General features: G+C 41.2%; 13 protein-coding genes. 9 read left to right on the top strand and 4 right to left on the bottom strand.

Annotation, left to right across the window (positions count from 1 at the left end; all coding sequences use genetic code 11):
- Positions 1-5: 5 nt before the first annotated feature.
- The 5 genes from N482_RS18150 to N482_RS18170 are packed head-to-tail and all read left to right on the top strand — an operon-like array spanning position 6 to position 3067.
- Positions 6-386, top strand: coding sequence for an ACT domain-containing protein (locus N482_RS18150; protein ID WP_063378393.1), 381 nt, complete (start codon positions 6-8; stop codon positions 384-386).
- Entirely contained in the window at positions 386-892 is a 507-nt protein-coding gene (locus tag N482_RS18155) for a PTS glucose transporter subunit IIA (protein ID WP_063378394.1), read from the top strand. The genes N482_RS18150 and N482_RS18155 overlap by 1 nt, the downstream gene beginning before the upstream one ends.
- On the top strand, positions 889-1236 hold the full coding sequence (locus N482_RS18160) for an ArsC family reductase (protein ID WP_063378395.1): 348 nt from the start codon (positions 889-891) through the stop codon (positions 1234-1236). The genes N482_RS18155 and N482_RS18160 overlap by 4 nt, the downstream gene beginning before the upstream one ends.
- On the top strand, positions 1233-2384 hold the full coding sequence (gene dapE / locus N482_RS18165; protein WP_063378396.1) for a succinyl-diaminopimelate desuccinylase: 1152 nt from the start codon (positions 1233-1235) through the stop codon (positions 2382-2384). The genes N482_RS18160 and dapE overlap by 4 nt, the downstream gene beginning before the upstream one ends.
- The gene (locus N482_RS18170; RefSeq protein WP_063378397.1) at positions 2384-3067 is read left to right on the top strand and encodes a M15 family metallopeptidase; all 684 of its coding nucleotides are present in this window, start codon (positions 2384-2386) and stop codon (positions 3065-3067) included. Before dapE ends, N482_RS18170 begins: the two co-directional genes overlap by 1 nt.
- Positions 3068-3108: 41 nt before the next feature.
- Here N482_RS18170 and N482_RS18175 read toward each other — a convergent pair whose 3' ends face one another.
- On the bottom strand, positions 3109-4323 hold the full coding sequence (locus tag N482_RS18175) for a pyridoxal phosphate-dependent aminotransferase (RefSeq protein WP_063378398.1): 1215 nt from the start codon (positions 4321-4323) through the stop codon (positions 3109-3111).
- Between the two features lie 184 nt (positions 4324-4507).
- Complete coding sequence (locus N482_RS18180) at positions 4508-4852, bottom strand: Hpt domain-containing protein (protein ID WP_063378399.1); 345 nt, start codon at positions 4850-4852, stop codon at positions 4508-4510.
- Positions 4853-4985: 133 nt separating this feature from the next.
- Here N482_RS18180 and N482_RS18185 point away from each other — a divergent pair, with 133 nt between their 5' ends.
- The 3 genes from N482_RS18185 (at position 4986) to N482_RS18195 (ending at position 8562) form a co-directional block, all read left to right on the top strand.
- A complete protein-coding gene (locus tag N482_RS18185) occupies positions 4986-5597 on the top strand; it encodes a tRNA-uridine aminocarboxypropyltransferase (RefSeq protein ID WP_063378400.1) in 612 nt (203 codons plus the stop codon).
- Positions 5581-6378, top strand: a complete 798-nt coding sequence (locus tag N482_RS18190; RefSeq protein ID WP_063378401.1) for a CLCA_X family protein — start codon at positions 5581-5583, stop codon at positions 6376-6378. Before N482_RS18185 ends, N482_RS18190 begins: the two co-directional genes overlap by 17 nt.
- 156 nt (positions 6379-6534) lie before the next feature.
- Positions 6535-8562, top strand: a complete 2028-nt coding sequence (locus N482_RS18195; protein WP_063378405.1) for a hybrid sensor histidine kinase/response regulator — start codon at positions 6535-6537, stop codon at positions 8560-8562.
- 33 nt (positions 8563-8595) lie between these two features.
- Here the strand turns inward: N482_RS18195 and N482_RS18200 are convergent, their stop codons facing one another.
- Entirely contained in the window at positions 8596-11061 is a 2466-nt protein-coding gene (locus N482_RS18200; RefSeq protein WP_063378402.1) for an EAL domain-containing protein, read from the bottom strand.
- 216 nt (positions 11062-11277) lie between these two features.
- On the bottom strand, positions 11278-12351 hold the full coding sequence (gene apbC / locus N482_RS18205; RefSeq protein WP_063378403.1) for an iron-sulfur cluster carrier protein ApbC: 1074 nt from the start codon (positions 12349-12351) through the stop codon (positions 11278-11280).
- Positions 12352-12544: 193 nt separating this feature from the next.
- Between apbC and metG the strand changes: the two genes are divergently transcribed.
- On the top strand, positions 12545-14569 hold the full coding sequence (gene metG / locus N482_RS18210) for a methionine--tRNA ligase (protein WP_063378404.1): 2025 nt from the start codon (positions 12545-12547) through the stop codon (positions 14567-14569).
- The last annotated feature ends 54 nt before the right edge of the window (positions 14570-14623 follow it).

The following is a 14623-nucleotide window of genomic DNA, read 5'->3' on the forward strand; positions in this document are numbered from 1 at the left end:
CAAGTATGTCAAAACAAACGCTACAAATACTACAACAAGACTTTACTATCCATAGTTTAGATAACGACGCGGGTATTCCCGCTAGCGTGCTAAATTCTGGCATCTTCTTTATAGCAAAAACAGCTGAAGAATTATCAATTGTATGCCCATCGCATGTTTCAGTACAAAGCTTTGCAGCTGAACCCTATTGGCGCGCTATAGAAATTATCGGACCTCTTGGCTTTTCACTCACAGGGATCATGTCAAATATCTCTGGGGTTTTGGCAGCAGCAAACGTTTCTATATTTTCAATTTCAACCTACGATACTGACTACATACTGGTAAAAGAGCAACAATTGAATAATGCTATTCAAGCACTTAAAAAAGACGGTTACCTTTTCGTTTAATGATATTTTCAACACCAATCAAGTACGCGCCGATAACGCAAATCGCGAATCCATTGTTACACATTGCAAGCCCTTTTTCGGGAAAGGTTTTACCTTTAATTCACCATCCTGTGCAATTATTTTCAACTGGTGTTTTGGGCATAGGTGTCATTGTAAAAACCAATCAAGCATTAATGCTGGCCCCGTGTAAAGGTAAGGTCATTAGGACAACTCAACAAGGCTGCGAATTTGTTATTCGTGCAGAGTCCGGACTTCAACTTCTTATCCATTTACATATCCCATCTGAATACAAAAAAATGGAAAACCTATTGCAGCATAGTGTCGGCAAGAAATCAGTTTCTCCAGGCGACGTACTATGCTATTACGATGTCCCGCAAGACACGCCAATTCTTGGCTCATTGATAATTCTCAATGCGGACAAATTGGGGCCATGTTATTATCCTCTCAATAACGTCAACGCGGGCAAAGATCCGCTAATAACATTAGCAAGAGCATGTAAATTATGAGTATAGTTTTATACGGTATTCCAAACTGTGATACGATCAAAAAAGCAAAGAAATTTCTTCAACAAAACGATATTGAGTTTAAGTTTCACGACTACCGTAAGGATGGATTAACACCGCAAATGCTGGATGTATTCGTTGAAAAGCTGGGTTGGGAATCAGTTTTAAATAAGCGAGGAACAACTTTTCGCGCACTAAGTGATGAGCAAAAGCAAAACCTAAATGAAACCACTGCCAAGCAACATATGCTCGAATCTCCAGCCATGATAAAACGTCCAATACTAGATGTTGATTCTAACCTACACATTGGCTTTAAAGCAGATCAATACCAAGAGATATTTAAATGAGCCAGTCAGCCCCTTTAAGTGAAGTGATTGAGCTCGCATCGGCGTTAATTCAGCGCCCTTCTATCACCCCTGAAGATGCGGGCTGCCAACATTTAATCAACGCGCGTTTAGAAAAGCTTGGTTTCAATATCGAAGAACATTTCTTTATCGACACGCTAAATACTTGGGCCAGAAAAGGAACTGAAGGGCCGCATTTTTGTTTTGCAGGACACACAGATGTTGTGCCAGTTGGTAATGAAAAAGATTGGCGTCACACGCCGTTTGCTGGGTTGGTAGAAGACGGGATCTTACATGGACGCGGTGCAGCCGACATGAAAGGCTCTCTTGCGGCCATGGTCGTCGCAACCGAGCGATTTGTTAATAAACACCCAGACCATGTGGGTTCGATCAGCTTTTTAATTACCTCAGATGAAGAAGGACCTTTTATCAACGGGACCACTAAAGTTGTTGACCTGTTAGAGGCACGAAACGAAAAGATTGATATGTGCCTAGTTGGTGAACCATCTTCAAGAGATACGCTAGGCGATGTGGTCAAAAATGGTCGAAGAGGCTCATTAACGGGACATTTAAAGGTTAAGGGCATTCAAGGCCACGTAGCGTACCCTCATCTTGCAAAAAACCCTATTCACGAAGTTGCCCCTGCACTTGCAGAGTTGAGCTCAAAACAATGGGACAAAGGAAACGAATATTTTCCAGCAACCAGCTTTCAAATATCTAATATCCATGGCGGAACTGGGGTTGGTAATGTGATCCCGGGATCTGTAGATATTCAGTTCAATTTTCGGTTTAGCACAGAGTCTAGTGTTGAAATGCTTCAACAAGGTGTTTTAGATATTTTAAATGCCCATAACTTGGACTTTAGCTTGAATTGGACAGTCAATGGCTTACCATTTTTAACTGAACCTGGAGAGCTTTTGAATGTGACGCTTGAGTCTATTAAAGAAGTCACTGGCGTTAATGCTACACCCGAAACTTCAGGCGGTACTTCAGATGGTAGGTTTATCGCTCAAACAGGGTGTAAAGTAATTGAGCTTGGGCCTATTAACAAAACAATTCACCAAGTCGATGAACAAGTATGCGCCAAGTCTCTTGACGATTTAGCTTTGATATATGAGCGCATTCTAGAGAAGTTATTGGCCAACAAGTAATGAACGATTTGCAACTGCAAGCTTTAGGGCTAAAGGGTTCACACTTAATCGATTTTAGAGGCAGCCAGATACATCATCGCCTTAAATCAGACCTTGATGGTTTGATCCAAGCAGCAAAATCTTCTGGTTTTGACTTTGCAATAGCCTCTGCCCAAAGAGACTTCCATCGCCAAAAAGCAATATGGAACGCCAAATACAGTGGCCTCAGACCCATTTTAGACCTTGATAATAAAGCCGTTGACACCACCGGATTTAGTAGTAAAGCGATTATTGAGGCCATCATGCTATTTTCAGCGTTGCCTGGAGCTAGCCGACATCATTTTGGGACTGATTTGGATGTTTACGCCACAAATTGCTTAGCCACTGGGCATTCTTTGCAGCTTGAGCCTTGGGAGTATGAAAAAAGCGGTCCATTTCACGAGTTTTCAGCATGGCTCGACCTGACGATGAGCGAATTTGGTTTTTATAAACCGTATGATAAATACCGAGGTGGTGTCGCGTGTGAACCTTGGCATATTAGCCATGTTAAACTCGCACACGAAATGGCAGTGAGTATCGATGCTGCTGCAATAAGTGAAGCAATTTCACGGCACGAGGTCCTAGGTAAAGAGAGCATTATTAGCAACATGGATGAACTCTATAACCGCTATGTTATTAACGTTGCTGGTGGCACTCTAAAGTAATATATATGCCCCATCTCAATTTGGGGCATATTCTAAACAGATTATTGCCTATAACTGTCAAAGAATCGTTTCATTGACTGTAATGCAGGCTCTAATTCATCTTTATGCGGTAAAAACACAAGGCGGAAATGGTCCGGAGACGGCCAATTAAATGCACGCCCATGTACAAGCAAAATTTTCTCTTCTCGTAATAGGTCGAGCATCATTAATTCGTCATTTTTTACATTAAAGTGCTTAGTATCAAATTTAGCAAAAGCATAAAGAGCACCTTTTGGCTTTACGCAGGAGAGCCCTTGAATATCATTCAACCCTTGCCATGCTATATTTCTCTGTTCGTATAGCCGCCCACCAGGTAGTAACAGCTCATCAATAGATTGGACCCCACCTAGGGCTTGTTGGATTGCAAATTGCGCAGGCACATTGGCACACAATCGCATAGAAGCCAGCATATTTAACCCTTCAAGCAAATCACGCATGGCCGATACCTTGCCACTTGCAACCATCCATCCCATGCGAAGTCCAGCTGCTCGATATGTTTTAGCTAGCCCATTAAAAGTAATTAATGGTAAATCGTCACACAAAGAGCCTATTGAAAAATGCTCTGCCCCATCAAACAAAATCTTCTCGTAAATCTCATCGCTTAAAACAAGTAAATTATGCTCTCTGGCTATATCAATTAAGCCTTCGAGTAATTCTTTGCTATATACAGAGCCAGTTGGATTGTTCGGGTTAATAAGAACCAGTGCCTTTGTTTTACTCGTGACTTTTTCACGAATATCTGCCAAATCAGGAAACCAATCTGCACATTCGTCACACATGTAATGTACAGGCACACCGCCAGACAACCTAACCGATGCTGTCCACAACGGATAGTCTGGAGCTGGGATTAAAACTTCATCACCATCGTTTAACAGGGCTTGGGTCACCATTTGAATCAATTCACTGACGCCATTACCAATAAAAATATTATCTACGCTTAAATTCGGGAAGTCTTTCTGCTGATAATATTGGTAGACTGCAACTCTTGCAGAATATAGCCCCTTAGAGTCACAATACCCCTGCCCTTGACGAAGGTTTCGAATGATATCTCGATGCATATCTTCGGGCATATCAAAGCCAAATGCGGCAGGGTTTCCGATGTTTAGTTTGAGTACCTTTACCCCTTCATCTTCCATTTTTTGAGCCTGACTCAACACAGGCCCACGTATGTCGTAACACACTCCCGTTAACTTATTACTTTTATTTATTTTGTTCATCACATATCTCCCCATTCCTTGGCTAGCATACCCATAACACAATGATTTGAAAAGCTTCTAAGAAGCGTTAATTACAGGAAATATGGAGGTTTTTATGATTAACGAGACATGGGCCAAACCCAATAGAGACTTTGGCCTTACAAAATTGGTTTACAGCGTAAATTAATAGCCCGAGTTTCGAGAGTTATACGCTGGATGTAATCCAATGCTGTAGTTTTGATTTTGAGGCAACGACCTGCTCGCTCAAATTATCAATCTCAGCTTTTGCTTTTTCGACTTCATTCGCAAGTAATGCCATTTCGATTTCTCTTGCCACATCAGAAAGACTCATCGCCCCAAACTGCGCTGCGTTGGACTTCAAGCTATGTGCATTCCTTGTGGCTGCTTCTAAATCCGAATTTATGGTCATCTTAACTTCGTTTTCTAGTCGCTCAAACTCAGTTAAACAGAACTCTAATGTGTCGCTAAACTGATCTCCCAAAAGAGACTGCATATTTTCCAAGCAAGTTTCGTCAATTATCGTGCTCATAAAAATCCTTTACAGTAGTGGAACCCTTACACACCCTTTCTTTACTATATGCTAGCTAAGAGTCGTCACAAGGGCAAAGTTAACCACAAAAATATGTTAATATACCCAGCACTTTAACTTGCACTGACCCTCTATGAAAAGAAGTACCTGCAAAATTTGCCACTTTTCTGTAAAAACTTGTGTATGCGACCACATATCAAATGTGATCGCGAATAAAACGCATATAGTTGTATTACAGCACCCCTCAGAGGTTACCGCGGCAAAAAACACGGTGAGATTACTTAGTTTGCAACTAAAAAATATTCACATCTTTGTTGGAGAGACCCCTAGCGATTTCCTCGACGCACAAGCCATTGCGAAACAAAATCATTGTGCACTTTTATACCCGGGAGAGAATGCAACCGCCCTAGAAAACATTACCTCAAAAGAAACCCGGATAGATTATTTGTTTGTGCTAGACGGTACTTGGAAAAAAGCGCATAAGCTGGCTATGTTAAATCCGTGGCTTATTGAACTCCCACGAATCTCATTCAGTAGTGCACCTAAAAACCAATATACGATAAGAAAAGCAGAACAGCAGTATAGTTTGTCTACTTTAGAGGCGTGCGCATATTTCTTGACTGTTTATGACACGATGGACCCAAAGCCACTCTACAAACTACTGCAAGGCATGATCACTGAACAAACCAAATTTATGCCACCACATGTAAGAGAACGGTATTTAGACAATGACGACTCGGCTTAATCGGCAGTTTAACCGCAAAGGACCTGACTATCGGTTTGGAGATCAGGTTTGCTTTGACGAAATAAAAACTACATTTGGTTTTAAGACCATCATATTAGGTAACTGGGTAACCAAACAAGAACAGCATGTCGCCGCAAATTTAATATATGATGCGCTCGCGGATCTTGCGCAAATTTTATCTTTACCCCCTCAAGCAATAGGTTTAAGGCAAACTTTAAATTTAGCATTTGGCAGTGGCGGACAAAAAGGAGTGCAGGCGCATTATGAACCAGGCAGGCGAACTTTGGCGTTGGCAAAAAATGCTGGAGGTGGTGCACTAGCGCATGAATGGTGGCACGCATTCGATCATTATATTTGCAAGCACTTGTTCGAAACCTGTAATGCATCTGACTTTGCATCATCCGTTTGGCTAAGAGATAGCCCTAATCTCGCTCATCCTCTCAATAACAAACTCAACAATATATATAAATGCGTATTACTGAGCGAAGATGCTAAACAACCAAGTTCATTTTTCAGTCGTTCAATCAAGTTAGATAAGCAGTTTGGCCGTTTATACTACAGCCTGCCGGAAGAGTTAACCGCAAGAGCCTTTGAGTGCACGATTGCCTATCAAAGCACAATTGAAAACGAGTTCCTAGTTTCTGATGTTAGGAAATCAAAACTGGAGATGTCGGGCGGATTTTTATTACCACTTGAGCGTGATGTACTCTCTGAACAAGTCATTAATTACTTTCAAACTCTCGGTGACATATTACATACTCAGCTTCCCTCTCCAAATTAAACTGAATATTCAGATGTAAACTTAATCGACAAACATGGACGCAATAATAAATTACCTCATTGAAACGTAAAACTTTTCATATAATATATACATAGCGTACAAGCGTACTCAATGCACACGCCAGATTATAAGCTATCATTGAAAAAGGACCATAAGGTGAGTTTTTTAAGGCAATTTCACTCTATCGTGTCAGACCAGACACTCTCAACAGAACAGAAAATACACTGTTTACTCAAGTTTGGGTTAGAAGTTTTTTCACTGGAAATTGCGATCGTGAGTCAAGTTGTAGGTTCTAACTACGTCATATTATATGTGGAGTCAGACAATCCAGACCTAACGCCAAAATGCAGCTTTGATTTGGGCAGCACATACTGTGCCCATACGCTCAAAGCTGACAAGGCACTTTGTTTTCACCATGCCGGTAACAGTATAATTTCCACCCATCCCTGCTACTCAAACTTTCAATTAGAGTCATACATTGGAGCTCCGATTAGAGTAGGAAATGGGACACTGGGAACCGTCAATTTTTCCTCGCCAAAAATTAGCCAACCTTTTACCTTGGACCATATTGACTATGTAGAACTGTTCGCACAATGGTTGGGCTCCGAGTTTGCTAGGCGTAAAGCAGAGATAGTGCTACATGACAACTATAAAACACTAGAGAGAATGGAAAAGGTTGCCTCGATAGGAAGTTGGAGATTAGATTTAGAGGGTCAGCATTTATTTTGGAGTGACCAAACAAAACAGATTCATGACTTGCCTAACCACGAAACACCGACGTTAAATTTATGGCTTTCGCTCTTTGAGTGCGATGAACATAAGCAGCAATTTTTGCGCTCTATGTCTGATGCTGATTTAACGGCAAAGCCTTGGGAGGTTGAGCTACAATTGATGACGATAACAGGCAGGCGCATTTGGGTATCGTGGCATGGTGAAGCTCAATATACCGATGGAAAATGCACCAGTTTATTCGGTTCTCTTCAGGATATTACGCAGTCTGTAGAACTTCGTGAAACGTTGAAGGGGCAGCGTCATGAAGCAGAAATGCTGTTGAATGAAAGAAGTTACTTTTTGTCCAAGATATGTCACGAAATGAGAACGCCTCTTAACGGTATATCTGGATTACTTATCAATTCTCTAGACGACGTTGATACCGAGATCAGAACTGAGAACTTACAATTAGCTTTGCGCAGTGCCGATATACTGTTAGGCCTTGTGAATGAAGTACTCGACTTTTCGAAAATTTCTCAAGAAGGGCTGACTTTAGCACCCCAACCTACTGATATTTCTATTGCAATGTCGGATGTCGTTGAGCTGTACAAACAACTCATCAAAAACCCCGAAGTAAAATTTGAGACCAATATAAAAATTAGAGCAAATTGCATGGTGTTGTGCGATTCGGTCAGATTGAACCAGATACTCACTAACCTACTGAGCAACTCACTGAAATTCACCACGCAAGGGGCCATTCAATTGTCCGTTGAGTCTGCCGATACACTCTCGGGGATTATACTTCATATATTAGTTTCAGACACCGGAATTGGGATGTCTTCAAATAGTCTCAACACTTTATTTCAACCATTTAAACAAGGCGAAAAAGAAATAGGCAGCCAATATGGAGGGACTGGACTTGGTATGTCCATTGTCAAAGAGCTCATAGAGGTCATGAATGGGCGTATTGAAGTTAAAAGCACACTTGGTGAAGGGAGCCAATTTAAGGTTTCAATCCCTTTTGATACAACTTCTGTACAAGCAATAGAGGAGCCTCGTCAAGATACCGCCTTTGATGCATCCAAACTTAATGTGCTCGTTGTTGAAGACAATGAAATTAACCAGAAAGTGATGGAAACTTATTTGCTAAAGTTTAACATCACCTCAGACTTTGCCAGTAACGGCGAGATTGCGCTTGAGAAGTGTTCAGCCAAAGCCTATGACTTAGTTTTTATGGACAGTATCATGCCCGTCATGGACGGGTTAACAACCACCAAAAACCTTCTGCAGAAAAAGCTTTTACCAAGCCATGCCCACATTGTCGCCTTAACCGGCAATACCTCTGAAGAAGACAAAGCAGCTTACGAGCTAGCTGGGATGAATGATGTGCTCTTAAAACCAATCGGTTTAATGCCGCTCGCTGAGGCGTTATCAAATTGTCTAGAAAACCTCCGCGAGCACAATAAAGTTTAGAGCTAAATCGCGCATTGTTAATTGTGATACTCACTACGACGTTAAATAATGAATAACGTCCTCCACGCCCGTCATCCTTTTTAGCCATACTTTATAGTCTTCAAATGGCAATGGCCGAGAAATAAAATAACCTTGGCCTATATCGCACTCAAAGCTTTGTAGTTGCCTGTAGCTTCCTTCACTTTCAACGCCCTCTGCAACTACGATTGATCCTAAGCTATGCGCCATGTCACAAGTCGCTTTGCAAATGGTTTGGTTTGTCTTAGAACTCTCCAAGTCCATGACAAAACGCTTGTCTACTTTTAATTTATCAAACCCAAGCTGACTTAAATAAGCCAAGGATGAATAGCCTGTGCCAAAATCATCTATCGCAACTTTAATACCGACACTTCGATAGTCAGTTAAACTATCAAACAACATGGTTTCATTCTCTACGGTGGCAGACTCTGTCACTTCGAGAACAATTTGAGATGGGATAAGTTCATAGTGATTAATCAATTCAATTAATTGAACCGTCAACTCTTTTCTTCCAACGTCTCGTCCAGAGATGTTCAAAGACAGTGTATGAGAAGGCAGTAATTGAACTAGCTCTGCTTGCTGCTTTAATCCTGACTCAATAACCCACTCAGTCAATTCATAAATAATACCTGACGACTCAGCGATTGGAATAAATTCACTGGGAGGGATCACGCCCAATTCGGGATGGTGCCACCGCAATAGTGCCTCAGCACCGTAAACTCGCCCTGATTTCAAGTGCAGCTGAGGCTGTAGATATAAACTCAACTGCTCTCGTTCAATGGCAACTTTTAACGCAGAAGCAATTTTTATACGTCGCTGAGATACAATTGAATTACCAAAATCAAATAACTGCCATTTATTAGTGCCTACGGGTTTGGCGGCCATCGCTTGCATTGCGCACTGGGTGAGAGAATCAGCACTGGAAGCGTGGATCGGGTTGCTTGCCACACCAATTTCTAATTGGTCTACCAGTAAGTCACCACCAAAATCAATGCCCTCTTCAAAGCTGGCTGATAAAATGCACACAAACTGCTCTACTTGACTAAGCTCAAACTTACCAATTAAAACCACAGCAAACAAAGAGTCATCAAGCCTGTAAATAGAGGTATGACTCTTCAAATCCTCCGCTATAACAAAATTGCCATACGTGCCTAACTGTTCCCCGACCTTTATGAGCAGCTTTTTCAAGTGCGCATTTGCATAGTTCCATCCCATATTTAAACGTATTGTTTGTAACACCAAAGGTCGAAACAGTAATAATGTATGTGGTTTACTTTCTTTGTCCAAAGCCTCCAGACTTTGCTGCAACATGTATCGGTTTGGAGCACCAGTATCTTTGTCATGGGTAGCATAGAACATCAACTTTCTTTTTTTGTTTTTATCATGCCAATACAAATAGCAGGAAAGCATCACGACATGAAGCGTTATCAATAGATGACTTAAGAGAGATTCATCGACGGGAATGAAGACCCCAAATTGATTCACAAAAATTGACGCCTTTAAGGCAAAAATAGGTAACCAGGTCAGTACCAATACCAGTACTTCATCTTTATGCTCAGCATACTGACTTTTTAAAACCACAGCATATAAAATACAGCAAATTAAGCTTGCCAAAACATGAAAAACGAGTGAGTTCTGTGCATTGAGAGGCGCTATAAGTACAGCCAATGCAGTAATAAACCAAATAGATGCTGTCACTAGCTTGGTATATTGCCCATCAGCCCTTTTCTCAACCATAAAATGATATAAAAATAAAATTGCGAAAATTAACGATAATAAAAAGATTTGACTGTGGAAAGTAGCGAAATACCCTACCATATCATTTGGAAACAGAAGTGTATTAGCACCATTATAAACGCCACTTTGAACACTTATGCACACAAAGTAAGCCGCCAAAGATCCTAGACCTTTGCGAGATTGACCCAGCGCCATTAGCAACACAAAAAACGCGATGAAATAATGAACACCGCTACTTGCCCCCAGTACGAATAGTCGTTTGCTTAATACTTGACGATATTCACTGAAGGACATCACTGACAATGACAACATGCCGCTATATTTTGCATGAACTTGAATATATACTTTTGCAGATTGTCCATCATCAATTAAAGCTTGATAAGGCAATATGCTTTGCTCTGCCGAAGTATAGCCAATTATGGGCGATGCCAGCACGTAGTCAACGACAGAGCCTGCGACTACTCGATACAGTTTAACATGCCCTTCAATTGGGCTTGTAATGGCAACTATATGCTTGTTTTTGTCATCGCTACTTACCTTAACCCAAACGGTTTCCCCTTTATTGAATTTCGTTTTTGTATCGATAGAACTAAAGTGGTTTTTACGATCAATAACAGCATCAATCGAGAGTTGATTGGATGTATCAGCAAAGCGCTCAATAGTATAACTTCCCTGAGCAGCCTCTAATTTAAAACAACCCGCCAACAATAAAATGATAAAGAGCTTCACTGTTATAAACCACATACCCACCTCCTTGAGTAAGTGATTAAATTAGGATCAAACTGTTTTGGTCAATACCCTGTAAACAAACATCACGCTCATACTAAATGACACAAGAATTTGCACCTAAAAATAGGTACTTACTGCATTAACCCAAACCGCTTAGCTCAATTATGGAAGCTGTAATGATAATTACCAGCTATTAGGAAAAATAATGCGTTTTGGGACAGTAAAAAATGATTAATCATCCGTGATAACTATCTCAACACCATTACTGTCATGTAATTGTAGGTACAGCATGCTACTAATCAATTGAGCACTGTATATATAGTGTTCGCTAATAGGCAGATCTTTGTCAATTAGGTTAGCGCCATGCTCTGACTCTTCCCGAATTTGAATATCCAAAGGGATTTCTGCCAACAGTGGTACTCCATGACGGGCAGCCAATTGGTTGCCGCCATCCTTCCCAAATAGGTGGTTTTTTCCACCACAGTGCGAGCAATTAAAAAAGCTCATATTTTCAATCAAGCCGATAATCGGCAAATTAACCTGCGAAAACATTGCGATACCCTTCTGAGCATCTGCCAAGGCCAAATCTTGCGGCGTAGTTACTATGACTGCGCCACTTGCGGGAAGCTTCTGCGTCATCGTCAGCTGAATATCCCCAGTACCTGGTGGCATATCTACGATCAAATAGTCTAACTCACCCCAGTCGGTTTCATTGAGTAGTTGGTTCAAAGCTTGCGATGCCATTGGGCCTCGCCATACCGTCGCATTTTCTGCTGGTACAAGGTAACCAATCGACATCGTCTTTAGCCCATACTTCTCCATAGGGTTAAGTACTTTTTCATCTTTAGCAGTCGGTTGTTCGCCCACAAGACCCAGCAACGAAGGAATTGATGGCCCATAAATATCCGCGTCTAACAAGCCAACTCTTGCACCTTCAGATTTAAGCGCCAAAGCCAAATTTACCGCAGTAGTTGACTTTCCTACGCCCCCCTTACCTGAGGCTACCAAAATAATATGTTTAATCTTTTTAAACTTATAGTGGGGAGCCAACCGAGTATTGATAGAAATATTGATCTCGTGGTTTAAGCTGTCTTGCAAGTATGTTTTCAGAATGGGCTGCTGCGATAATGCGGCAAATGGCAAGTCAATACACACTTGCCACCCGTTATTTTCTTTTTTAATTTGTTCAATCCATTGGGGTTGAATACCCATCGGAAAAATTGCACTTCGATAATTATTTAAAAGCTCAATGATTTTCTTTTCAACAGGATCTTCTTTGCTGAACAAACTCTTGATACCAAACATACAAATAAAACGCCATCAGGTGGTGAAAATAACGCTGGAATTATGTAACATTCAGTTCATTAAGACCAGTCAAAATCGCGTTAAGAGGGCATATTCCAGTTAAAGATTAAAACTGTACTAAATTCAACCGTTAAAATTAGAACAGTACTTCAACTGGTATTAGTCAATGCGGCTAAAAAACCATGGGAAAACTATGACAAAGAGAAAAATTCTCATTACCAGTGCATTACCGTATGCAAATGGCCCAACTCATTTAGGGCACTTATTAGAATATATTCAAACCGATGTTTGGTCTCGTTTCCAAAAAATGCGTGGCCACGAGGCATACTATGTATGTGCAGATGACGCTCATGGTACTCCGATCATGCTTAATGCTCAGAAGCAGGGCATTACACCTGAAGAAATGGTTAAAAACGTCAGTATAGAAAGGCAGCGTGATTTTGCTGATTTCAATATTGTGTTTGACAACTACCATAGTACACATAGTGAAGAGAACAAAGCGCTTAGTGAGCTTATCTATACTCGCCTAAACGATAAAGGTCACATCAAAAAACATACTATTTCGCAACTCTTCGATCCTGAAAAAAGTATCTTCTTACCTGATCGTTTTGTTACTGGCACTTGCCCAACCTGTAACGCAGATGACCAAAATGGTGACAGCTGTGATGCATGTGGTGCAACATATAGCCCAACAGAACTCAAAAATCCTAAGTCTGCGATGTCTGGTGCTACGCCAGTTTTGAAAGACTCTGAACACTTTTTCTTTGACTTACCGGCCTTCGAAGGTATGTTAAAAGAATGGTTGCATTCAGGCAGCTTGCAGGCAGAAATGGCAAACAAACTAGAAGAGTGGTTTGCAGAAGGCTTGCAGCAATGGGATATCAGCCGAGATGCACCTTACTTTGGGTTTGAGATCCCAGGAGCTCCTGGCAAGTACTTTTATGTCTGGCTTGATGCACCTATCGGTTATATGGCTAGCTTTAAAAACCTATGCGACAAAAGCGGCATAGACTTTGATAGCTTTTGGGGTAAAGATTCTGACGCAGAACTTTACCACTTCATTGGTAAGGACATCATTTACTTCCACAGTTTATTCTGGCCTGCAATGCTTGAGGGCGCAGAATTTAGAAAGCCAACAAATGTATTCGCGCACGGCTTTGTTACAGTAAATGGCGCTAAGATGTCTAAGTCAAAAGGTACGTTTATCAAAGCAAGAACCTACTTAGAACATTTAGATCCAGAGTACTTACGCTATTACTACGCAGCTAAACTGAACAGCGGCATTACCGATCTAGATCTAAACCTAGAAGATTTTGCACAGCGTGTGAATTCTGATCTTGTTGGCAAAGTGGTTAATATTGCTAGCCGATGTTCTGGTTTCATCACCAAAAAGTTTTCTGGCAAGCTTAGTGAAGTAATTATGGATGAAGCGCTTTTAGCAGAGTTCACAGCAGCTTCAGAAACAATTTCTACGCATTATGAAAACCGCGAATATAGTCGAGCTATTCGTGAAATTATGACACTTGCAGATAAAGCAAATCAGTTTATTGACGCTGAAGCACCGTGGGTACTTATTAAGGATGAAGCAACACAAGAACGTGCGCACCAAGTATGCTCACTAGGTCTGAATATGTTCAAGGTTATCCTGACGTACTTGAAACCTGTTCTACCAGGCATGAGTGCGAATGTTGAGCAGTTCTTAGCGACTGAGTTACATTGGGACACGATTGCTGAACCATTGAAGGGTCATGAAATCAATAAATTTAAAGCACTAATGCAACGTGTAGATTTAGATAAAGTAAACGCTATGTTGGAAGCATCCAAAGAAAGCTTAGAATCAGCAAAGCCAGCTATAGATCCAAATAGCCCGCTAGCAAAAGAGTCTATCGCAGATGAAATCGAGTTCAACGATTTTGCTAAAGTAGACTTACGCGTAGCAAAGATTGCCAAGGCAGAGCATGTAGAAGGTGCAGAAAAGCTTTTAAAACTTACGCTAGATCTAGGCGGAGAAACCCGCCAAGTGTTTGCAGGTATTAAGTCTGCATACGCGCCAGAAGACATCGAAGGCAAGTTAACAGTTATGGTTGCAAACCTTAAGCCGCGTAAAATGCGTTTTGGACTGTCAGAAGGCATGGTATTGGCAGCAGGTCCAGGCGGAAAAGAGATCTATATTTTGAACCCTGATGAAGGGTCAGAACCTGGAATGCGAGTAATGTAATATACTTCTATCTACAAAAAGCCACCTCCTCGGTTAATGCCGATCAGTTAAGAA

The organism is Pseudoalteromonas luteoviolacea NCIMB 1942 (assembly GCF_001625595.1).
Lineage (GTDB): Bacteria > Pseudomonadota > Gammaproteobacteria > Enterobacterales > Alteromonadaceae > Pseudoalteromonas > Pseudoalteromonas luteoviolacea_A.

Excerpts from the sequence above, each read along its gene's own strand:
- apbC (WP_063378403.1), bottom strand. The coding sequence starts at position 12,351 with ATGTTTGGTATCAAGAGTTTGTTCAGCAAAGAAGATCCTGTTGAAAAG.
- N482_RS18185 (WP_063378400.1), top strand. The coding sequence starts at position 4,986 with ATGAAAAGAAGTACCTGCAAAATTTGCCACTTTTCTGTAAAAACTTGT.
- N482_RS18155 (WP_063378394.1), top strand. The coding sequence starts at position 386 with ATGATATTTTCAACACCAATCAAGTACGCGCCGATAACGCAAATCGCG.
- N482_RS18150 (WP_063378393.1), top strand. The coding sequence starts at position 6 with ATGTCAAAACAAACGCTACAAATACTACAACAAGACTTTACTATCCAT.
- N482_RS18200 (WP_063378402.1), bottom strand. The coding sequence starts at position 11,061 with ATGTGGTTTATAACAGTGAAGCTCTTTATCATTTTATTGTTGGCGGGT.
- metG (WP_063378404.1), top strand. The coding sequence starts at position 12,545 with ATGACAAAGAGAAAAATTCTCATTACCAGTGCATTACCGTATGCAAAT.
- N482_RS18190 (WP_063378401.1), top strand. The coding sequence starts at position 5,581 with ATGACGACTCGGCTTAATCGGCAGTTTAACCGCAAAGGACCTGACTAT.
- dapE (WP_063378396.1), top strand. The coding sequence starts at position 1,233 with ATGAGCCAGTCAGCCCCTTTAAGTGAAGTGATTGAGCTCGCATCGGCG.
- N482_RS18170 (WP_063378397.1), top strand. The coding sequence starts at position 2,384 with ATGAACGATTTGCAACTGCAAGCTTTAGGGCTAAAGGGTTCACACTTA.
- N482_RS18160 (WP_063378395.1), top strand. The coding sequence starts at position 889 with ATGAGTATAGTTTTATACGGTATTCCAAACTGTGATACGATCAAAAAA.
- N482_RS18175 (WP_063378398.1), bottom strand. The coding sequence starts at position 4,323 with ATGAACAAAATAAATAAAAGTAATAAGTTAACGGGAGTGTGTTACGAC.
- N482_RS18180 (WP_063378399.1), bottom strand. The coding sequence starts at position 4,852 with ATGAGCACGATAATTGACGAAACTTGCTTGGAAAATATGCAGTCTCTT.